The sequence below is a fragment of the Caballeronia sp. DA-9 genome, assembly GCF_051615025.1.
GTDB lineage: Bacteria > Pseudomonadota > Gammaproteobacteria > Burkholderiales > Burkholderiaceae > Caballeronia > Caballeronia sordidicola.
In genome coordinates this window covers 2,310,071-2,330,865 of record NZ_CP195133.1, presented here as the reverse complement: position 1 = coordinate 2,330,865, position 20,795 = coordinate 2,310,071, and the positions used below count along the sequence as shown (strand labels likewise).

20 protein-coding genes are annotated in these 20,795 nt (G+C 60.6%); 8 read left to right on the top strand and 12 right to left on the bottom strand.

Annotation, left to right across the window (positions count from 1 at the left end):
* Window position 1: 1 nt before the first annotated feature.
* The 3 genes from ACRWA7_RS26860 to ACRWA7_RS26850 are packed head-to-tail and all read right to left on the bottom strand — an operon-like array spanning window position 2 to window position 3,811.
* Complete coding sequence (locus ACRWA7_RS26860) at window positions 2-202, bottom strand: DUF1656 domain-containing protein (protein ID WP_438393362.1); 201 nt, start codon at window positions 200-202, stop codon at window positions 2-4.
* A complete protein-coding gene (locus ACRWA7_RS26855) occupies window positions 192-2,327 on the bottom strand; it encodes an FUSC family protein (RefSeq protein ID WP_438393360.1) in 2,136 nt (711 codons plus the stop codon). The genes ACRWA7_RS26860 and ACRWA7_RS26855 overlap by 11 nt, the downstream gene beginning before the upstream one ends.
* Window positions 2,324-3,811 carry an efflux transporter outer membrane subunit gene (locus ACRWA7_RS26850; protein WP_438393359.1) on the bottom strand — a complete coding sequence of 496 codons (1,488 nt, stop codon included), beginning with the start codon at window positions 3,809-3,811 and terminating at the stop codon, window positions 2,324-2,326. Before ACRWA7_RS26850 ends, ACRWA7_RS26855 begins: the two co-directional genes overlap by 4 nt.
* Window positions 3,812-4,006: 195 nt before the next feature.
* Here ACRWA7_RS26850 and ACRWA7_RS26845 point away from each other — a divergent pair, with 195 nt between their 5' ends.
* Together ACRWA7_RS26845 and ACRWA7_RS26840 are read left to right on the top strand one after the other, a co-directional pair.
* Window positions 4,007-4,945 (top strand): LysR family transcriptional regulator, encoded by a 939-nt coding sequence (locus tag ACRWA7_RS26845; protein WP_438393358.1) that lies wholly within the window; start codon window positions 4,007-4,009, stop codon window positions 4,943-4,945.
* 163 nt (window positions 4,946-5,108) lie between these two features.
* The gene (locus ACRWA7_RS26840) at window positions 5,109-5,270 is read left to right on the top strand and encodes a hypothetical protein (protein WP_438393357.1); all 162 of its coding nucleotides are present in this window, start codon (window positions 5,109-5,111) and stop codon (window positions 5,268-5,270) included.
* A gap of 143 nt (window positions 5,271-5,413) precedes the next feature.
* Here the strand turns inward: ACRWA7_RS26840 and ACRWA7_RS26835 are convergent, their stop codons facing one another.
* The 4 genes from ACRWA7_RS26835 to wrbA form a co-directional block, all read right to left on the bottom strand.
* The gene (locus ACRWA7_RS26835) at window positions 5,414-6,217 is read right to left on the bottom strand and encodes a metallophosphoesterase (protein WP_438393355.1); all 804 of its coding nucleotides are present in this window, start codon (window positions 6,215-6,217) and stop codon (window positions 5,414-5,416) included.
* Window positions 6,218-6,239: 22 nt separating this feature from the next.
* Window positions 6,240-7,688, bottom strand: coding sequence for an FAD-binding oxidoreductase (locus ACRWA7_RS26830; RefSeq protein ID WP_438393353.1), 1,449 nt, complete (start codon window positions 7,686-7,688; stop codon window positions 6,240-6,242).
* A gap of 120 nt (window positions 7,689-7,808) precedes the next feature.
* On the bottom strand, window positions 7,809-8,228 hold the full coding sequence (locus ACRWA7_RS26825; RefSeq protein WP_438393352.1) for a DUF2069 domain-containing protein: 420 nt from the start codon (window positions 8,226-8,228) through the stop codon (window positions 7,809-7,811).
* Window positions 8,228-8,830 carry an NAD(P)H:quinone oxidoreductase gene (wrbA, locus tag ACRWA7_RS26820; protein ID WP_438393350.1) on the bottom strand — a complete coding sequence of 201 codons (603 nt, stop codon included), beginning with the start codon at window positions 8,828-8,830 and terminating at the stop codon, window positions 8,228-8,230. The genes ACRWA7_RS26825 and wrbA overlap by 1 nt, the downstream gene beginning before the upstream one ends.
* Window positions 8,831-8,948: 118 nt before the next feature.
* On the opposite strand from wrbA, the gene ACRWA7_RS26815 reads away from it, so the two are divergent.
* Window positions 8,949-10,256 carry a YihY family inner membrane protein gene (locus ACRWA7_RS26815; protein WP_438393348.1) on the top strand — a complete coding sequence of 436 codons (1,308 nt, stop codon included), beginning with the start codon at window positions 8,949-8,951 and terminating at the stop codon, window positions 10,254-10,256.
* Here ACRWA7_RS26815 and ACRWA7_RS26810 read toward each other — a convergent pair.
* From ACRWA7_RS26810 to ACRWA7_RS26800, 3 genes are all read right to left on the bottom strand, one after another.
* Complete coding sequence (locus tag ACRWA7_RS26810; RefSeq protein WP_060819075.1) at window positions 10,253-10,573, bottom strand: Mpo1-like protein; 321 nt, start codon at window positions 10,571-10,573, stop codon at window positions 10,253-10,255. The genes ACRWA7_RS26815 and ACRWA7_RS26810 overlap by 4 nt on opposite strands.
* Window positions 10,574-10,736: 163 nt before the next feature.
* On the bottom strand, window positions 10,737-11,558 hold the full coding sequence (locus ACRWA7_RS26805; RefSeq protein WP_438393345.1) for an alpha/beta fold hydrolase: 822 nt from the start codon (window positions 11,556-11,558) through the stop codon (window positions 10,737-10,739).
* Entirely contained in the window at window positions 11,555-12,880 is a 1,326-nt protein-coding gene (locus tag ACRWA7_RS26800; RefSeq protein WP_438396795.1) for an O-acetylhomoserine aminocarboxypropyltransferase, read from the bottom strand. Before ACRWA7_RS26800 ends, ACRWA7_RS26805 begins: the two co-directional genes overlap by 4 nt.
* Before the next feature lie 252 nt (window positions 12,881-13,132).
* Here ACRWA7_RS26800 and ACRWA7_RS26795 point away from each other — a divergent pair, with 252 nt between their 5' ends.
* From ACRWA7_RS26795 to aroC, 3 genes are all read left to right on the top strand, one after another.
* The gene (locus ACRWA7_RS26795) at window positions 13,133-13,585 is read left to right on the top strand and encodes a CBS domain-containing protein (RefSeq protein ID WP_056364222.1); all 453 of its coding nucleotides are present in this window, start codon (window positions 13,133-13,135) and stop codon (window positions 13,583-13,585) included.
* 159 nt (window positions 13,586-13,744) lie between these two features.
* Window positions 13,745-15,679, top strand: coding sequence for an MFS transporter (locus ACRWA7_RS26790; RefSeq protein WP_438393343.1), 1,935 nt, complete (start codon window positions 13,745-13,747; stop codon window positions 15,677-15,679).
* Between the two features lie 72 nt (window positions 15,680-15,751).
* Window positions 15,752-16,855, top strand: coding sequence for a chorismate synthase (gene aroC, locus ACRWA7_RS26785; RefSeq protein ID WP_438393342.1), 1,104 nt, complete (start codon window positions 15,752-15,754; stop codon window positions 16,853-16,855).
* Window positions 16,856-16,917: 62 nt separating this feature from the next.
* Here aroC and ACRWA7_RS26780 read toward each other — a convergent pair whose 3' ends face one another.
* The gene (locus tag ACRWA7_RS26780; protein WP_438393340.1) at window positions 16,918-18,591 is read right to left on the bottom strand and encodes an electron transfer flavoprotein-ubiquinone oxidoreductase; all 1,674 of its coding nucleotides are present in this window, start codon (window positions 18,589-18,591) and stop codon (window positions 16,918-16,920) included.
* A gap of 249 nt (window positions 18,592-18,840) precedes the next feature.
* Here ACRWA7_RS26780 and ACRWA7_RS26775 point away from each other — a divergent pair, with 249 nt between their 5' ends.
* Window positions 18,841-19,614, top strand: a complete 774-nt coding sequence (locus ACRWA7_RS26775; RefSeq protein ID WP_060819066.1) for an SDR family oxidoreductase — start codon at window positions 18,841-18,843, stop codon at window positions 19,612-19,614.
* Entirely contained in the window at window positions 19,611-20,072 is a 462-nt protein-coding gene (locus ACRWA7_RS26770) for an acyl-CoA thioesterase (protein ID WP_438393338.1), read from the top strand. Before ACRWA7_RS26775 ends, ACRWA7_RS26770 begins: the two co-directional genes overlap by 4 nt.
* Window position 20,073: 1 nt before the next feature.
* On the opposite strand, the gene ACRWA7_RS26765 is transcribed toward ACRWA7_RS26770, so the two are convergent.
* The gene (locus ACRWA7_RS26765; protein ID WP_060819062.1) at window positions 20,074-20,619 is read right to left on the bottom strand and encodes a LuxR C-terminal-related transcriptional regulator; all 546 of its coding nucleotides are present in this window, start codon (window positions 20,617-20,619) and stop codon (window positions 20,074-20,076) included.
* Between the last annotated feature and the right edge of the window lie 176 nt (window positions 20,620-20,795).

Below are 20,795 nucleotides of genomic sequence, written 5' to 3'. Positions count from 1 at the left end.
ATTATCGGTACACCGAAAGTCCCAACAGTCCGCACACGCATACGAGCAGGCACGCGCGAAACAGCGACGGATGCCAGACCACGCGGTACAAACCCGTCAACGCGAGCAGCCTGTCGATGAACCATGTAGCCACGCCGCCCGCGATAAACAACAGCAGGATCGCAGGCACGTAGGCATCGAGGATTGCGATATCACGCGGCATGCAAGGCTCCTTCCTGTTCGCCCAGCGAAGCCATCGGGGATTGCGGGTCGAGCAACGCAGTGCGGATGAAATGCAGATGGCTCGACATCCGCTGCAAGCGATGACGTTCGTCGCGCGATTGACATTCGGTATCGAGCAGCGCGCGCAGATTGTCTATGGCGCTCGATGTCGCCAATAACGCCATCTGAAAATGCCGAGGCGACGGATGATCGAAGAGACGAGCGACGTGATCGAGCGCCTGCCTGATCGATGCGCCGTCCGCTCGTTCAAGCTCCGTACGCAAGTCGATCACGGCGTGACCCACTTCAAGCACCGCGAAGAGCCAGCGCAATGCATCGCGCTGCGACGTTTCGTCGCCGGCGGCGAGGGCATCCAGTTGCAAAAGCAGATCGCGCGCGCCGCTTTCGAAACGCATCGCCAAACCGTTCAAACGTGCCTTGCTTGCCGTCACCATTTGCAGGCGCAACTCGCGCAGCAGCAAGCGGCGCAGCCACGGCGCGTTGGTCGGCAGCAGCACGGCGAACGCCACGGCGCAGGCAAGCATGGAGATGACGAGCGCGATCGCGTCGTTGATAAACCCCGACGGGTCATAGTGGATGACATTGTCAGGACCCGCGAGAAAACAAAAGAAGATGCAATAGCCCACGCCGTAGCCCAGCATTCCACGCCGCGTCATAAGGAAGACGCCGAGCATCAGGAACGGCACGAGCGCGGCGGACATCAGCACGAAGCCGTCCATGAGCGGATACAGCGCGAATACCACGATCATTCCCGCAATGGCCGCGAGCGTCGTGCCGCCGGCCATCTGGAAGGCCATCTGTGTTGGCCTTGGTGACGACGATGCCAACGCCACCACCGCCGCCGCATCGAGCACGGCGGTGCCGCCGCTCGGCCACGCGGACACGATCCAGAAACCGCTCAGGACCATGATCACGATAAACGCCCGCACACCGGACACGCTCGCGGCGAGCAGGCTGGTTTTCGGCACATAGCGCGTGATGCCATGCTCGCGCTCATGCGACGGCACGGCGAGCGACGCGTAGGTTTGCGCGTAGGCATGCAGGTCGTCGACGAACCGATACAACAGTTCGGCGGCGGTATCGAATTCAAGAAGATTGGCTGCAGGATCGAGCTTTGCGCGCGTGGCGCGGATGCGCTTGGGCAGCGCCGCCTTGAACGCGTCGAGTTGTGCTGCGGCGTGGACGGCGTCCGCGGCGTTGTTCACCGGCGCGCCTTCGGCGGTCAACAACGGCGACACTTCGCGGAAATACGGCTCCAGCGCTTCGACTGTCAAGCTTGCGCGTTCCAGGCGCAGGCGATTCATCAACTGGTGCAGCGCGTGAAGCCGCGTGGAAGCGCTCATGAACTCGGCGTTCAGGCGCGCGACCCGGCCGCTGCGCATCCGGGTGCCGGGATCTTCGAACACGGCGACACTGCGCTGCGCCTCCAGCCCAACGATATCCGCAACAAACGCCGCGTTGATACGCTCGATCTGCGACCGTTCTATCGTGCCGCCGAGCGCCTTCGATACGTAATCCACGAACCCGCTGAAACGGCGCCGCACGGTCGCTCGCACCTGGACGCCTGCGTGGCTCGGAAACACGAGCGCGCTGACCGCGCCCGCGCAGACAATGCCGAGCGACACTTCCGCGACGCGCGTCATCGCGCTCAGGAACGCGGTATCGGCGTGCTGTGCAGCGGGCACGCCAATGAGCGCCGCCGTATAACCCGACAAGACGAACCCATACGAACGGAAGTTGCGGTTGCGCGCCGCGCCGGCCGTGCAAATGCCGACCCAAAGCGCCGTCGCCGATAAAAACATCACCGGTTGCTGCGAGAAGAGGCTAATCAGGACCAGCATCACGATCAAGCCCACCAGCGTTCCGCAAAACCGGTAGAAGCTTTTGGCCAGCACCATGCCGCTTTGCGGCTGCATCACCACGAAGACCGTGGTCATCGCGGTGCGCGGTTGCGGCAGGTCGAGCCGCATGGCGATCCAGAGCGTCAATAGCGCGGCGAACACGGCCTTGAAGATGAAGAGCCACGCAACGCCTTCCGTGCGCTTCCAGTCGGCGAGGAAGGATGGCGGCGGCTTGAGTGTGGAAGCGGGCGTGGACACGCTCATTGGCTCCTGGTTTCCATGCGCGCTGTAAAGGGACCGATGTGCGCGGCGGGATGCATACCGGCTTCATCGGGACTGTCGCTGGAACTATCGATACCGCCGCCCAGCGCAGCCGAAAAAGTCGCGTACACGGCCAACCGGTCCGCCCGCACGCGCGCCTCGCCGTCCTGCGCGCGCAGCAACTGCGTCTGCGCCACAAGCACGTTGAGGTAGTCGGTCAGGCCGCGCTTGTAGCCTTCGTCGGCCAGGCGATAGCTTTTTTGCGCGGCGGCGACCGAGCGGCTGGCGGCGTCGAGTTGCCGGTCGAGCGATTGCAGGCGCACAACCTGATCGGCGATTTCCCGCAATGCGCCTACCAGCGTCGCGTTGTACTGGTCCACGGCTTGATCGTATTGCGCCGATGCCGCCCCGAGTTGCGCGCGCAGGCGGCCACCTTCGAAGATTGGCAACGTCATGGCCGGACCCGCACTCCAGCCGCTGCCGTTGCCTGTCAGAAAGGTGAGCAGTGCGCCGTCCGCCGACATTTGCGAGAGCGACGCCATCAAATTGATGTTCGGATAGAACTGCGCTTTCGCTACATCGATACCGCGCGCCTGCGCCGCAACCGTCCAGCGCGCGGCGACCACGTCCGGACGGCGGCCGATCAATTCGGCCGGCACCGCCGACGGCAATCCGAGCGGCGTCGCGAGCGATAACACCGGGCGCGTGATCGCGTCGCCAGCACCCGGACCCGCGCCGGCCAGCGCTGCAAGCTGGTTGCGCGAGAGCGCGATGGCTTCGTCGTAGGTTTCGATCTGACGCTCGTAATCGGGCAGCGATGCTTCCGCCTGCGCGACTTCGAGCTGCGTGCCAATGCCGCCCTGCAGCCGCCTGCGCGCCCTTGCGGCAATCTTCTGCTGCTGCTCGAGCGTCGACTGGGCGATGTCGCGCAACGCAAATCCCTGCGACAACCCGATATACGCCCGCACTACATTCGCTTCGAGTTCGAGCTGCGCGGCGCGCGCATCGGCGGCGCGGGCATGCGCGGCGTCGAGCGCACGCTCCGCCGAGTTCCGGTCGCGGCCCCACACATCGAGGTTATACGAGAGCTGCAGCGCGCCTGTGTCGTTCCAGGTCGTGACGTCGTTGAACTTGCCCGGGCCGTAATAGGCGTTTTCGGGCCAGCGCTTGCGATTGATCGACAGGGACCCGTCGACCTGCGGCGAAAGCGCCGATTCCGCAACGCCCGCCAGCGAGCGCGCCTCGCGCACCCGCGCGGCTGCCAACGCAAGCGATGGACTGCCGGCGTGTGCGCGCTCGATCCACGCATCGAGCTGCGGATCTTCGTAACCGCGCCACCACTCGGCCGTGGGCCAGCCGGCATCGGCATTCGCCGCGCGCAGCGTGACCCCCGCTTCGAGCGACGACGGTTCCTTCAGCGCATCTTCGGGACCGACGTTCCTGGTGCTCGCGCAGCCTGCTATTGTTAAAATAAATGTAAGAACCATCGGGACGATGGTCGTTTTCAGCATCCGGTCTGGCAAAATTATTTCTCAAACGGGTTGAGACACGTGCGCTGGATTGTATTTTTGCCGTGATTATCGAAAAACCCGTAAAGATGTAAAGCATCTTTACCGAATCTGATGTAATTACAGTTGCCGATCGCGCAACAATGACGTATTACCTGAAAGAGAATCGAAGCTATGGATACGCTTCAGAACATGCGAATGTTTTCGCGGGTGGTGGAGGCTGGCAGCTTTACCGCGGCGGCCAATCAACTGAACACGACAACGGCGTATGCTTCTCGCGCCGTGTCGGACCTCGAGGCTCATTTACGTACCCGTTTGCTCAACAGGACCACGCGCCGGATCGCGCTCACGGAGGCAGGAGAGCGCTATTTGCAGCGCTGCGAGCAGATCCTGGCGTATGTCGATCAAGCGGAGGCCGAAGCCGGGGATGCCCACGCCAAACCGGCCGGCAAACTGAAAATGCACGCCATGGCGGGCATTGGCCAGCATTACATCGTGCCGATGATTTCGCGGTATCAGAAGCTGCATCCATCGGTGCAGGTCGATCTGACGCTGGCCTCGCGCGTGCCAGACCTGCTGGATGAGGGTTTCGATGTCTCGATCGTGCTCGGCAGCGAGCTTCCGGATTCGGGACTGGTGTCGCAGCGCCTTGGCAGCGTGTTCACGATTGCATGTGCGTCGCCGGCGTATATCGAGGCGCATGGCGTGCCGCAGTCGGTGGCCGATCTCAATCAGCACACCTGTCTGCAGCTTGTCACGCCTGCATTTCCGCCAACACGATGGACCTTTGACGGCCCCAACGGTCCGGAAAGCGTCGATCTCGGCCCGACACCGTTCACGGTGAATGTCGCCGAAGCCATGACGGTGGCGATCAGCGAGGGCATGGGGGTGGGCGTCTTGCCTACGTCGTCCGCTTTGCCCGCGTTGCGCGCTGGAACGATTGTGCGCGTACTGCCCGAATACACCATGCAACTGTTCAATGTGTTTGCGCTTTACCCGTCGCGACAGTATCTGGATGCAAAAATCCGCACCTGGGTCGATTTTTTGCGCAATGAGTTGCCCGGCGCACTCGCTGCCGACGAAAATTTGCTAAAAGAATTTGTAGCGGCGTAAGCTTATGAGCAGGAGAATGGGAGTTAGACAAATGCCGGTGTTTGGGTTTATCGCGCTGCAACACTTGCTTACTTCTATTTCAGCCTCATCTTGATAGCTTAAGGGCTGGTTTTAGCTTCACTGATTCACTTTTACCGGTTTTCGACACTGTCCGAGGAAGGTTATGAATACGCCGCTGATGTTCGCTATCTACGCACTGCTGGGTTTGATCGCTGTGCCCGCCACCCGTGAACTGCTGCGTAACGCCCGAGAGAACGCAAAGCGTGCTCGCCTTATCCCGATTCGCATCGACGAACGCAAAAACCGTCAGTCCCACGACCGTTAGGACCTAAAGGCCGATTCGTCGGTCTTTTGTTTCGATTGGGAACGCTTCATTCAACGAGGCGTTTTTGTGCGTTTCTTTGAAGCGCAAAGGCAGGCTTACCGTAAGCCGGTCGCACTGCGTTCGCGGAGTGCAGCGCGTCCCGATCAAATCTCGACCACCTTGTCCCATTCAAACGATGGATTTTCGGGCGCACCCGTGCGCCGGTCCCGATATCCTCGCGGATTGCAGACCACTCTCGTTCCCTCCACCACGTAGTCGAATGCCGTATGCGTGTGGCCATGCACCCACAGCGCGACGGGCTCCCGTACGAGCGAGGGCAGGTCGCTGACAAATGACGCCGATACCCTGTCCGTCGCATATTTCTCAGCCAGACTGTCCCTGAGCGGCGCGTGATGGGTGACCACAATCGTCTTGCCATCGAAAGGCTTGGCGAGTTCCTCCTGCAGCCACGCGCCCGCCTGACCGTGCAGCGCCAGTGAATCGGCCGCCGTGAAGGATCGTGGCTCATCTTCAGGTTCCGGCCATGCAACCTGAATCACGCCTCTGAAATCAAGCATTGCTCTTTCGGCTTCCTGCATGGATATGCGCACCGCTTCCTCGCTCGATCCATACAACGCAAAATCCGTCCAGAGCGTGGTGCCGAGCACGCGCCATTTGCCATGCCGGTCGATCAACGCGCTGTTGTTGAGGAAGTGCACATTCGGCAGGCTGTTCGCGGCGTCTCTCATCGAGGTTTCGAGCGCGCCGAATTCCCCGTCGTAGTACTCGTGATTGCCTGGAACGTAAATCACCGGTACGTCGGAACCAAAGTTTTCCGCTGCCCAGCGCAAGCCCTCCGCATGGTTGTGGATATCGCCGGCGAGCACAACGAGATCGGCCTGCGCATACGGGATGGCGAGCGGCTCATCGTGTTCGAGGTGCAGGTCCGACAGAACGCGGATCTTCACAGCGATTTTCTCCTTGATACCTTCATGACACGCGGGCATCCGGCAATACCTTGGCCGGGTTCATCAGGTTTTCCGGGTCGAGTGCAGTCTTGATTGCGCGCATCAGCCGTATTTCCACCGCGGATTTATAGTGCATTGCCTCAGACACTTTCAACTGCCCCAATCCATGTTCGGCGCTGATGCTGCCGTGAAACGCATTCACTTGTTCATAGACAAGCGCGTTCACGCTCGCCTGATATTCCGCGAGAAAGCCTTGTGGATCGACACCTTCTGGAGCCTGCACGTTGTAGTGCAGATTGCCGTCGCCGAGATGCCCGAAGGTCACCATGCGCACGCCCGGAATTGCTTGGGCAATTAGTGCATCGGTTTGAGCGATGAAATCTCCGATGCTTGAAATCGGCACTGAGATATCGTGCTTGATGTTGAGTCCTTCCTGCGCCTGCGCGAGAGGAATGTGTTCGCGCAGGTTCCAGAAAGCTTTAGTTTGCGACAAGCTCTCCGCGACCACCGCGTCTTCAACCAGACCTTGCTCCATTGCCTGTTCCATCAGCCGCTCAAAGAGGGCGCGGCCGTGGGCTTCGCTTTCATTGTCCGATAATTCGAGCAACACGGTCTGGCCATGTCTTGCAGAGAACGGATAGCGCATCTGTGGAAAGTGCGTAGTCACCAGATGCAGTGAAAAGTCGGACATCAGCTCGAAGCCAGTCAGCAACGGCCCTGCATGACGTTGCGCGGTGGCGAAAAAATCGAGCGCGGCTTGAGGGGACTTGAGCGCGGCAAGCGCCGTGACGCGGGCAACCGGTGCCGGGTGCAGCTTCATTACGGCGGCGGTAATGATGCCGAGCGTTCCCTCCGCGCCAATATAAAGATCGCGCAGGTCGTAACCTGTATTGTCCTTGCGAAGTCCGCGCAAACCGTCCCAGACATCGCCTTGCGGCGTGACTACTTCCAGTCCAAGACACAACTCGCGGGTGTTGCCATAGCGCAGCACGGCGGTCCCGCCCGCGTTCGTCGACAGATTGCCGCCAATCGTGCAACTGCCTTCGGCCGCGAGACTGAGCGCGAAAAGCCGCTGCTGCTGTTCGGCACGCGTTTGGATATCGGCGAGGATTGCACCGGCCTCCACGGTGATGGTGTTGTTGATTGTGTCGATAGCGCGGATTTGATTCATCCTGCGCAAGCTGATGACGACTTGCGCGCCGCTGGCGTCAGGCGTGGCGCCTCCCGAATGCCCGGTGTTGCCGCCTTGCGGCACGATCGGAACACGATGCTCGCGCGCAAGCCGCACGGCTCGGGCAACCTGTTGCGTGTCGCCGGGAAGAAGCACGGCGCACGTTTCACCGCGATAGCGCTTGCGCCAGTCAGTGAGAAAAGGCGCGGTATCGTGCGAGGCAGTGAGTACATTGGCGGCGCCGAGCGCCTCGATGCAGGCTTCTACAAAGTACTTCGAACGGGTGTTGGATGCGGTCATGAATGAGGTTGATCCGTTGGCTTTGGCGTGTGCGGCAGGCGTTGACACAGTATTGCCTGATTGCGGCCTGCGCGAAACCTGACCGAATGGCATAGGTCTGCGTCACGACGGCGATTCATGCTACAAACGATTCTGGCCGCCAGCAGACGGCGCTGCCGCAGCCGCGTTTTCCCGTTTCGCCGTGCGGGCGGCGCGCTTGAACGGAGCGACAAAGGCGAGCGCGCAGACGAAGTACACGAGTGCAAGCAAGGCTTCAAACCAGCCAAGCCGCGCCGATAAACCACCGTCCGTCATGCCGCGGACAATGCCTTCGGCGAGGTAGAGCAGGACCAGCATTGACGCCCATTGCAACGTGTAGACGTTGCGCCTGAACGTGCCCCGGAGCGCGAACGCAAGCGGTATAGCCTTGAGCGCAAGCGCGGAGCCGCCGGGACGCAAGGGCGCAAGCCATAGCTCCCACAGCAGCGCCAACGCAATGAGCGCGATCAGGCTCAATAGCGCGCCGCGCGCGAGACCGGCATTGGCAGACGTTTGGGTCATCACGCGCTGCGCTGAAGTTGTGACGCGGTAAAGGCCAGGCGCGCGCCGAGAGCAATCGCCAGTGTTTTTTCATCGGCGGAAATTCCGCTGTCGGCCGTTTCCGAACGTGCGAAATGAGACGCGCCATAAGGCGTGCCGCCGGTCTGCGTAGTGGTCAGCTTTGGCTCCGTGTACGGGATCCCCACAATCACCATGCCATGGTGAAGCAAGGGCAGCATCATGGAAAGCAGTGTGCTTTCCTGACCACCGTGCAGGCTGCCTGTGGAGGTGAAGACGCTTGCAGGCTTGCCGGCAAGCGCGCCGGAAAGCCATTGTGGCGAGGTGCCGTCGAGGAAATACTTCAGCGGCGCGGCCATGTTGCCGAAGCGCGTTGGCGAACCGAGCGCAAGTCCGGCGCATTCCTCAAGATCCCGCACTTCTGCGTACGGGGGACCGTCTGCGGGAATGTCGGGCTGCGTTGCTTCGCAGACTGTGGATACGGGCGGCACCGTGCGCACGCGCGCCTGCATGCCGGGCACGCTGTCGACGCCTTGTGCAATCGCCTGGGCGAGTTCGCGGGTGGCGCCGTTGCGGCTGTAATAGAGCACGAGAATGTCGTTCATGGGCCTTTTCGGTGAACGGGTATTATAAGGATCGGGTGCGCGAACGTGCTTTTGGCGAGGGCTTGCCGCCGGGAGAATCGTATCGTGGACTCGTTGTAACAAATGAGGAGAGAGTTTCTTGTTGAAGTTTCCCATCGATCTCGACACCACAAAGCGCCTCGCCGGGTTCGTCGCGCGTCGAACGGGTGAGGATCGCGTTGCGCAGGTGGCGGGCAGCCTGACATTCACCACCGTGTTGTCGCTCGTGCCGCTCGCAACTGTCGCGTTCGCGTTGTTCACGGCGTTCCCGATCTTCGCGTCATTCCAGATGTCGTTGCAGGATTTTCTTGCGTCGCACCTGATGCCTTCGCAGATCAATAGCCAGATCTTCAAGTACCTGAACCAGTTTGCATCGAAAGCGAAAGGGTTGACCACGGTCGGCATGATCATTTTGTTCGTGACATCCGTGATGACCATGATGACGATCGAATCGGCGTTCAACGTGATCTGGCGCGTGCGTAAATCGCGGCCTCTGGCACAACGCATTCTGGTTTATTGGGCAATCATCACGCTTGGGCCGATCCTGTTCGGCGTGAGTTTGTCGATGTCGTCCTATTTGTTTGCACAGTCAATCGCGTTCGCCGGGTCGCACAATCTTTTGCCGCCGGGCATTGAATGGGCGTTGACGAGCGCCACGCTGCCTTTCACGGTACTGGCGTTCGCGATGCTTTATGTGTTCCTGCCGAATTGTAAAGTGGCATGGCGCGATGCCCTGGTCGGCGGTCTGGTGGCTGCGATTGCGTTCGAATTGACCAAGCGGGGTTTTGGATACTACGTGCGCCGGATTCCTACCTATACCGCCGTTTACGGCGCGTTTGCGGCGTTGCCGGTGTTCCTGTTATGGGTTTATATCTGCTGGATGATCACGCTGATCGGCGCCATGGTCACGTCGGCGTTGCCGGCCATTCGCATCGGTCAGTTTCATCGCGCGGATTTCCCCGGCAGCGATCTCCTCGATGCCCTTGAGTTGCTCGCGCGGCTCGCCGAAGCACGCGACGCCGGCAAGCCCGGTTACACGGGGCTTGAGCTCGCGCGCATGTTGCGCTGTGACATGGACACCACCATGCGGCTCGTTCGCAAGCTCGACGACCTGGAGTGGGTTGCGCGGCTCGAGAACCTGCGCGTGCCGCGTTACGTGCTGATTGCGAGTCCGCAGCAAATCACGGTGTCGAGCCTCTTCGATTTGTTCGTGATCCAGCGCGAAGAACTCGAGTATCAGTTGCACCTGGATTCGTCGCGCATAGACAATGCGACGTTGATGAACGCGCTGAGCAACGAAAAGATGGAGGTCACGCTCGCTACGCTGCTGGCCGCGCGCGCCGCTGCACGGGAAGCCAGCGCGCGTCAGGCTGAAAGCGCAGCCTCGATGCCGCGTCAGACTGCCTAAAGCGAAATCCTGCCAATGCAGATGTCCTTGAACATCACCCAATCGCCCATCAAGCTATAGAGCGGATGGCGAAACGTGGCAGGGCGGTTTTTCTCGAAGAAGAAATGGCCGACCCAAGCGAAGCCATAGCCGCAAATTACCGCAGCCGGAAGCCATAGCCAATCACCTGTTGCTATAGCCATCGCCAGGCAGCCAATCACCCCAAGCGAGCCGATGAAATGAAGTCGCCGCGACACCACGTTGCGGTGCTCTTCGAGGTAATACGGATAGAACTCCGCGAAGCTCGCGAAATGATCAGAATGGGCGGTCTGGGCCATGACAATCTCCTTGCCGGGCGGGTCCTGTAAAGCGAATCGAGCAAGATTCATTCTCCGGCGAACGGCGTGGCGGCGCAACCCGGATTCCAGCAATTCCCGAAGGTTTTCAGCACCCTACCCATTCGGCTGATGGCGCGGCGGACCAAGTCCCGATAAGCTTGTTTCATGCGGTTCTCGTTGCAAAACTGAACAGCGCTGCAAGGGTTGCATCGGGTTGTTCGCTCATGAGCGCATGCCCCGCGTCGAGCGGGACAGTTTCCACGGGTATGCCCGCGTGTTTCATTGTGTCGAAAAGTGCGCGGCTGGCGCGGGGAGGCGTCATGGCGTCGCGTTTCCCGGTCACTATTTGCACCGGGCACTGCAATTCCGTAGCGCGTTCCAGACCATCGGCGTAGGCGTTGCAGGCGCTGAAGTCAGTGTGAAAGAGTTGTGGCTCGCCGCGAACGGCCATGCGCTCCATCAGACGCTGATTCGAGCCGTGCAACCAGAAGCCCGGGCCCGGGCTTGAAGGTTTTGCGGCAATCGACGAATGCGACCATTGATTCACCATGTCGATGGCGTCGGGTTCGCGATCACGCGCTGCAGTCAAGAGCGCCTCCGAAACGGTCATCGGAAACGCGGTGGCGAGAAGCGAGAGACGTGTAATGCGCGACGGATGGCGCGCAGCGGTATCGAGGGCAATCAGCGAGCCCATGCTATGGCCGATCAGCATTGCACTGCTTACGTTTGCGGCGTCCAGCAGTTCAATGATCCAGTCGGCCAGGGCGGCAATACTTTGCTTGGCCGGGCCGCCGCTGCGGCCGTGGCCGGGGAGGTCAACGGCGAGCACATTCAGGCCGTGGTGGGCGAAGTAACGCGTCTGCAGCGCCCAGACGCTGTGATCATGCTGCGCGCCGTGTATGAACACGGCCACAGGACGTCCCGCCTCGAACGCATGGCCGCCGGTGTATGCATAGGCGGGAGCGCCGCTGACTTCGAGCATCATGCGCGGCTCCCTTCGCTCTTTTGAGCAGCGTCGGGAGAGGCTTTCTGCGATGCCTTGAGGCCGCGCTTAAGGTCATCGATGAGATCGTCAGGATCTTCCAGGCCGATCGACAGCCGGATGCGGCCCGGCGCGATTCCTGCCGCGGCGAGGGCGGCGGCATCCATGCGGAAATGCGTGGTCGACGCCGGATGGATGACAAGGGAACGGGCGTCACCCACGTTGGCAAGGTGTGAGAACAGTGTCAGTGATTCAATGAAGCGGCGCGCCGCTGCCACATCACCGCGCAGATCGAAGCTGAAAACGGCGCCCGCGCCTCGTGGCAGCAGCCGTTTTGCAAGCGCGTGATCGCGATGGCTTTCGAGTTCCGGATACGCCACGCCTTCCACTGCCGGATGCGCGAGCAGGAATTCGACGACCTTGCGTGTATTGGCGACATGCCGGTCCATCCGCAGCGGCAAGGTTTCAATGCCCTGCAGCAGTTGCCACGCGGCTTGTGGATGCAGGCACGCACCGAAATCGCGCAAACCCTCGCGGCGGGCTCGCAGCAGGAACGGCGCAATGGTGCTTTCTTCGGCGAAGACCATGCCGTGAAAGCCGTCGTAGGGTTCGGTGAACTCGGGGAAAAGCGTGCTCGCGGTGAAGTCGAACGTGCCGCCATCGACCAGTACGCCACCTATTGTCGTGCCATGGCCGCCCAGGAATTTGGTCGCGGAGTGGTATACGAAGTCGGCGCCGTGGTCGAACGGACGCAGCAAATAGGGCGTGGTGAAGGTCGAATCCACTAGAAGCGGTACGCGATTCGCGTGCGCGATTTCAGCGACGGTCTCTATGTCGAGGACATCAAGCCCAGGATTACCCAGCGTCTCGCCGAACAACAGGCGCGTGTTGGGGCGAATCGCGGCTCGCCAGGCATCGGGATCGTGCGGCGGCACGAATGTGGTGTCTATGCCGAAGCGCCGCAGCGTGTAATGCAACAGGTTGTGCGAACCGCCGTACAGCGCGCTCGACGCAACCACGTGCGAGCCCGCGCCCATCAGCGTGGCGATCGCGAGGTGCAGCGCGGCCTGTCCGCTCGCCGTGCCGATTGCGCCCGCGCCGCCTTCGAGCGCGGCCACGCGTTCCTCGAAAACGGCTACCGTCGGATTCGAGATGCGCGAATAGACGTGGCCCGAGCGCTCCATGTTGAAGAGTGAGGCGGCGTGATCGGTGTCGCGAAACGAGAACGACGTGGTCTGGTAAATCGGCGTGGCGCGGGCGCCGGTGGTCGGGTCGGGCGCGGCGCCCGCGTGCAGCACGAGCGTATCGAAGCGGTTGGCGGACATCGTGGCGGCTACCATGGAAAAGAGTCATTTATCGTAACATCGGGTATGGATAGACAAACTTGGGGTAGACGTGAGCGTCGGCGCAGAGGGCGCACACGTGCACTCCAATGCGGCAAAGCTACGGGTTGACCCGGCGTAAAGGCCCGCCCCATATGCTTGTACAGACGAAATACGCGCGCCCTGCGCGCTTTCTTTTTAACCGTCTTTCCGCTAGGATCGACAGACAGTTAGGCTTTTCGCGAGGAGACAATCATGCGAGTCAGCGACATTTTGAACGTCAAGGGCAACGCGCTCTTCACGGTAACGCCCGATACGCCATTGAGCGAAGCCATTGACGCAATGGCGTCACACGACATTGGTTCATTGGTGGTCATCGAATACGGCGACCTTGCCGGCATGCTGACGTTCCGCGAGATCATCCTGATCCTGAGCAAGAACGGCGGCAGCGTGGGAACGTTCACCATCCGCAAGGTCATGGACGATCACCCCATCACGTGTACGCCGGAAACCGACGTCAACGAAGTACGCCGCATGATGCTGGAGCATCACGTGCGCTACTTGCCGGTCATGGAAAAAGGCGTGCTCATGGGCGTGATTTCCTTCTACGATGTCGCAAAGGCCGTGGTGGAAGAACAAGGTTTCGAGAACAAGATGCTCAAGGCCTATATCCGCGACTGGCCGGAACAGCAGGAAGAAGCGCGTTGATCGAGGCGTCCGCCTCATTGGCCTGGCCGCAACGCATGACCGAACGTAGCTGACGCCCGCAAGATGCGCGCCCCAAATGGCGCGCATTTTTTTCGCCTCGAACGGGTGGCGGCTTAACGCGGCTGCCTCCTTTATCCCATTCTTCAACTCCAGAAATCCATGAGCGAATCGCCTGCTCCAGCCCGCGAGAAAACAGCCAAATCTCCACGCGGTCACGGTCAGTTCCGGCTGCTGCGCGAACGGCGTTTCGCGCCGTTCTTCTGGACGCAGTTTCTCGGCGCGCTCAACGACAACGTCTTCAAGGTCGGCTTTACATCCCTCGTAACGTTCCAGGCCGCACGGTTTTCCGGAGTCGATCCGAAAACCGCTGCATTCCTGATATCGGCTATTTTCATCCTGCCTTTCGTGCTGTTTTCAGCGACTTCGGGCCAGATCGCCGATAAATACGACAAAGCCACTCTCACCCGCTTGGTGAAGTCTTTCGAGATCGTCGTGATGCTGGTCGGTGGCGCGGGGTTTGTCCTGCACAGTGCACCGCTGCTTTATCTGTGCACGTTCCTGATGGGCGTCCATTCGACCGTTTTCGGCCCGGTGAAGTACGCTTATTTGCCGCAGCATCTGCAGCCTTCCGAGCTCGTGGGAGGTAACGGACTGGTTGAAATGGGGACGTTCGTGGCAATCCTGATCGGCACGATCATCGGCGGGGCGGCGGCTGGATGGATGGAGCACGGCGCAATGCTTCTCGCCGGATGTTGCGTGGCGGTCGCGCTGATTGGCCGCGCGGGGTCAAGCTTCGTGCCGAAGACGCAGGCGCTGCAGCCGGACCTGAAGATCAACTGGAATCCTTTCACCGAGACGTGGCGCAACCTTGCGCTTGCGCGCCGCGACCGGACCGTATTCCTGAGCCTGCTCGGAATTTCATGGCTGTGGTTTGTCGGCGCGACTTTTCTTACGTCGTTTTTCAATTTCGCCAAGGACGTGTTGTCGGCGAATCCCGACGTGGTCACCGTGCTGCTGGCCACGTTTTCAATTGGCATTGGCACGGGTTCGCTGTTGTGCGAAAAGCTGTCGAAGCGCCGCGTCGAGATCGGTCTTGTTCCGCTTGGATCGATTGGTATCAGCGTGTTTGCAATCGACCTGTTTTTTGCGAGTCACAATATCGTGCCGGCCGGTGGTCTTATTGGCGTGGGCGAGTTTCTTCGCGTTGGCGTGCATTGGCGCATTCTTGCCGACCTGTTCCTGCTCGCCATGTTCGGCGGGTTCTATAGCGTTCCGCTCTACGCGCTGATTCAGGCACGCAGCCAGCCGACGCACCGCGCGCGGATCATCGCGGCGAACAATATTCTCAACTCGTTTTTCATGATCGTGTCGGCGCTGATGGCCATGGGGCTGACTTCAGCGGGCGTGGGCATTCCGGGGCTCTTCCTCACCACCGCGCTTTTGAACATCGTGGTCGCGATCTACATCTATTCGCTTGTGCCGGAATTCCTGCTGCGTTTTCTCGCGTGGATTCTCGTGCATACCTTCTACCGGATCAGGCTGGTGAACGCCGAGCGGATTCCCGAGCACGGAGCGGCCGTGCTGGTTTGCAACCATGTGAGTTTCGTCGATGCAATCGTGATCATGTCGGAAAGTCCTCGGCCGATCCGTTTCGTGATGGACCATCGGATTTTCCGTTCGCCGGTGCTTGGCTGGTTATTTCGCCACGTCAAAGCCATTCCCATCGCGCCGGCCCACGAGGATCCCATGCTGCTGGAAAAAGCCTACGATGCCTGCGGCCGCGCGCTCGCCGATGGCGATCTGGTATGCATCTTCCCGGAAGGCAAACTGACGCGAACGGGCGATCTGAACCCTTTTCGCCACGGCATCAGCGAGATTCTGCGGCGGCATTCCGCGCCGGTGGTGCCTATCGCGCTACGCGGTTTGTGGGGCAGCGTGTTTTCGCGTCACGAAGACAGGCGCTGGCCGCGTCCGATCCAGCGCGGCGTAATGAGCCGGCTGACGTTGGCGGTCGGCGAGCCGATCGATCCCGCCACTGCCACGCCCGAACACCTGCAGCAGCTCGTCGCGGCCTTGCGCGGTGTCCGCAAATAGGCGCCGAACGAGGCTGGAAGGGCGCTCGGCTGGCATAATATCCGCTCTTTAGATCATTTCAGGACGACGCTCATGTCCGGCAACACACTCGGCACGCTTTTCACCGTCACCAACTTCGGCGAGTCGCATGGTCCCGCGATCGGTTGCGTGATCGACGGCTGCCCGCCGGGAATGGCGCTGACAGAGGCCGATATCCAGATCGAACTGAATCGGCGCAAACCCGGCACGTCGCGGCATGTGACGCAGCGCCAGGAAGCCGATCAGGTCGAGATTCTTTCTGGCGTGTTCGAAGGCAGGACGACCGGTACGCCCATCGCCTTGCTGATCCGCAACACCGATCAGCGCAGCAAGGATTACGGCAATATTGCCGAGACGTTTCGTCCCGGGCACGCCGATTACACCTACTGGCAGAAGTACGGTATTCGCGATTATCGCGGCGGCGGCCGTTCTTCGGCGCGCCTGACCGCACCGACCGTGGCGGCTGGCGCGGTTGCGAAGAAGTGGCTGCGGGAACGGTACGGTATCGAAACGCGTGGGTTCATGAGCGCGCTCGGCGAGATCCCGATTCCCTTCGTAGCGTGGGAGCACGTGCGCGAGAACCCGTTTTTTTCGCCGAACGCCGAGATCGTGCCGCGTCTCGAGGACTACATGGACGCGCTGCGCAAGGATGGCGACTCAATCGGCGCGCGTATCGGCGTGATTGCGACGGGCGTTCCCGCTGGTCTGGGCGAGCCGCTCTATGACCGGCTCGACGCTGATATCGCCAAGGCGATGATGGGCATCAACGCGGTGAAAGGTGTGGAAATTGGCGCGGGATTCGCGAGCGTCGCGCAACGCGGCAGCGTCCACGGCGACGAAATGACGCCGGAAGGTTTCGCTGCGAACAATGCCGGCGGTGTCCTGGGCGGCATTTCGAGCGGGCAGGACATTATGGTTTCCATCGCGATCAAGCCGACGTCGAGCATCCGCACGCCACGCGAATCCATCGATAAAGCCGGTCACGCGGCCACCGTCGAAACCTTCGGCCGCCATGATCCGTGCGTCGGCATTCGCGCAACGCCTATCGCCGAGGCGCTGCTTGCACTGGTGCTGATCGACCACGCGTTGCGGCATCGCGCGCAAAATGGCGACGTTAAGACAACCACGCCTCATATCGCGGCACATATCCCCAAATGAAAATCGCCGGTTCCAACAAAGAACCGGCGATTTTTAATCAAAGCTTCAACTCGCACGAACAATCACATGTTCGGATAGTTCGGACCGCCGCCACCTTCGGGCGGCACCCACACGATGTTCTGCGTCGGGTCCTTGATGTCGCATGTCTTGCAGTGCACACAGTTTTGCGCGTTGATCTGCAGGCGTTCGCCGCCGTCATCGGTTTTCACGAATTCGTACACCTGTGCCGGGCAATAACGGCTTTCCGGCCCTGCATAGGTCCGCAAATTCACATCGACCGGAACGGATGCGTCTTTCAACGTCAAATGCGGCGGCTGGTTTTCGTCGTGATTCGTGTTCGATATGAACACTGAGGTCAGCCGGTCGAATGTCAGCTTGCCGTCCGGCTTCGGATAAACAATCGGCTTGCATTGCGACGCGGGCTTGAGCGTTTCGTTATCGGCGTGCTGATGGTGCAGCGTCCAGGGCACATTGCCGCCCAGCAGCTTCTGTTCGAGTCCGACCATGAACGTGCCCAGATACAGGCCCTTGCTCATCCACTGCTTGAAGTTGCGTGCGCGATAAAGCTCGGTCTTGAGCCACGAGTTGTCGAAGGATTCGGAGTACGCGGTCAGTTCATCGGCCTGACGGCCCGCTTGCACGGCGTCGAACGCCGCTTCCGCTGCCATCTTGCCGGACTTGATCGCGGCGTGGCTGCCCTTGATGCGCGATGCATTCAGGAAACCGGCGTCGTCGCCGACCAACGCACCGCCCTTGAACACCAGCTTTGGCAGTGACATCAAGCCGCCCGCGACGATCGCACGCGCGCCGTACGACACGCGCTTGCCCCCTTCCAGGAAGGTGCGGATGGCCGGATGGGTTTTGTATCGCTGGAATTCTTCGAATGGCGAAAGATACGGATTCGAGTACCCGAGACCCACCACGAAACCCACTACCACCTGATTGTTGTCCATGTGATAGAGGAACGAGCCGCCGTATGTATCGGTTTCTAGCGGCCAGCCAGCGGTGTGAATGACAAGCCCCGGTTTATGTTTCGCGGGATCGATCTCCCACAGTTCCTTGATGCCGATGCCATAGACCTGCGGGTCGGCGTCGCGGCCCAGCTTGAATTTCTCCATCAACTGTCGGCCGAGATTGCCGCGCGCGCCTTCGCAAAAAAGCGTGTATTTGGCGTGCAATTCCATGCCGAGCTGGAAGTTGGCCGTTGGCTCGCCGTCCTTGCCCACGCCCATGTTGCCAGTCGCGACGCCACGGACCGCGCCATCTTCGGTGTAAAGCACTTCGGCGGCGGGAAAGCCCGGGAAGATCTCTACGCCCAGCGCTTCGGCCTGCTGGCCGAGCCAGCGCGTGACGTTGGCAAGCGAAATAACGTAGTTGCCATGGTTCTTGAAGTTGTCCGGCAAGAGCCAGTTCGGCACCTGTTTCGCACTGTCCTTGGACAAAAACAGAAAGCGGTCTTCGGTCACTTCCACATCGAGCGGCGCGCCTTGCGTCTTCCAGTCGGGCAGCAATTCGCTCAGGCCGCGCGGGTCCATGACTGCGCCAGAGAGGATGTGCGCACCGATCTCAGAGCCTTTCTCCAGCACGCATACGCCCAGTTCGACGCCTTTTTCCTGCGCAAGCTGCTTTAACCGGATGGCCGCAGAAAGTCCCGCAGGGCCGCCGCCCACGATTACGACGTCGTACTCCATGGATTCACGGGGACCGTACTGCTCGATGAGACTCGCCGGGGTCATCCAATGCTCCTGTCTAACGTTAGAATGCTTTTTTGGGGATCGCGTATTGTCAGGGAACGATAGGTATGGCGCAACTAACGTTCCGTCGATTAGCACGATCGTGTTATTTCACGATAGCATATTGGCGCGCCGAATGGCTGGCCGGATTCGGTGCGGATTTGACGCAGATTTCACGCGCGGCAGCAGAACACGCGAGTGCAGGGCAACTCGGTCCCGGGCAACTCAATCGCTTTCAACCAAGGAAAAACAATGGGCCGTTCGATCAATCTGGAAGGCAAATGTGCGCTGGTCACCGGCGCTTCCAGCGGACTGGGCAAGCGCTTCGCGCAGGTGTTGTCGCAGGCGGGCGCCCGCGTGGTGCTGGCAAGCAGGCGCACCGAGCGCCTTAAAGAACTGCGCGCCGAGATCGAGGCGTCCGGCGGCGCGGCGCACGTCGTGTCGCTCGATGTCACCGATTACCAGAGCATCAAGTCTGCTGTCGCGCACGCGGAGACGGAGGCTGGCACTATCGATATTCTGGTGAATAACTCGGGCGTTTCGACGCAGCAAAAACTGACGGATGTGACGCCTTCGGACTTCGATTTCGTGTTCGACACGAACACGCGCGGAGCGTTTTTCGTCGCGCAGGAAGTGGCCAAGCGCATGATCATGCGTGGCAATGGCACCGTGAAGCCGGGCTACCGGATCATCAACATCGCGTCCATGGCGGGGCTCAAGACGCTGCCGCAAATTGGCGTGTATTCCATGAGCAAGGCGGCCGTCGTTCATATGACAAAAGCCATGGCTCAGGAATGGGGCCGCCACGGGATCAATGTGAACGCCATCTGCCCCGGATATATCGATACCGAATTGAACCATCATCACTGGAAGAGCGAAGCGGGGCAGAAACTGCTGTCCATCCTGCCGCGCCGCCGCGTGGGAACGCCTGAAGATCTGGATGGCCTGTTGCTGCTGCTGGCAGCGGATGAATCGCAGTTCATCAACGGTTCGGTGATCGCCGCCGACGACGGATTCGGCTTATGAGCCAGGTTTTCGATCAGGCGTCCAGCGCGGCGCAGGGCGGTTTTCATCGCGTTATAGACCTGTCCATGCCCATCCGGTGGGGCGACATGGACGCGTTCAGCCACGTCAACAACACGGTGTATTTCCGCTTCATGGAAGAAGTGCGGATCACGTGGTTCCGCCAACTGGACATTGCAGGCGCCAATGTCAAAGGGCAGGGACCCGTAGTTGTGAACGCGTCCATGGAATTCCTGAAACAGCTCCATTATCCCGGCGACGTAATCGGCAGCATGTTTGTGGGCGCGCCAGGCCGCAGCAGTTTCGATACGCGCTTCGAGCTTTATCGTGCGGACGATATCGCCACGCTGTACGCGCGCGGCACAGCGAAATGCGTGTGGGTTGACTACGCTGCGGCCAGGTCAGTGCCCATTCCCGACCTGCTGCGCCACGCCATTGAAACGGCGGCGCCGCGCAAATAATTCAATCGCCGAGCAGCCGCTGAAGCAGTTCGGTGGCGTTGCCGGTATCGTATTTGCGCATGAGTTTCGCGCGGTAGATGTCCACGGTTCTCGGGCTGATATCGAGCGCGCGGCCAATCTGCTTGCTGGTCTTGCCGGTCACAAGCTGTGCTGCGATCTCGCGCTCGCGCGGCGTGAGTTCGATCGCGACTCGCCGCGTCGCGCTGAGGTCTTCGAACGTCCAGACGCCCGCGGCATGCGGCGCGCTCAAGTCCAGCGAGCGCCCTGTCACGTGGCACCAGAACAATTCCCCGTTCGCGCGTTTCATGATGCGGTCGTCCGCGTAGCTGCCCTGGCGCTGCATCAACGCGGAAATGCGCGCGCCGATGCGCTCGAATTCCACCGGCGACGGATACAGCACCTGGAACGACCGCCCGATCAATGCGTCCGGCGTCACGCCGAAGATCGCACAAAGCTGCGCATTGCAGTCTTCGATGATCCGTTCCCGTGACAACACCAGCCCGACTGGCGCAAGATGAAACGCAGTTTGGTAATCCAGTTGAGGCATTTTGGCTCGGACGGCGGGCGTTTGACGGTGCATCGCCGCGTACTACGGCGATTACTTATGTATTTTTGCGTATTGTGCCGGATCGATGCATCGTCGTACTCTTTTGCCACATCAGAAAGTCGTGTCGCTGACTAAAATCAGCGGCATGGCGACTCGAACAAACGGATTTCATCCAG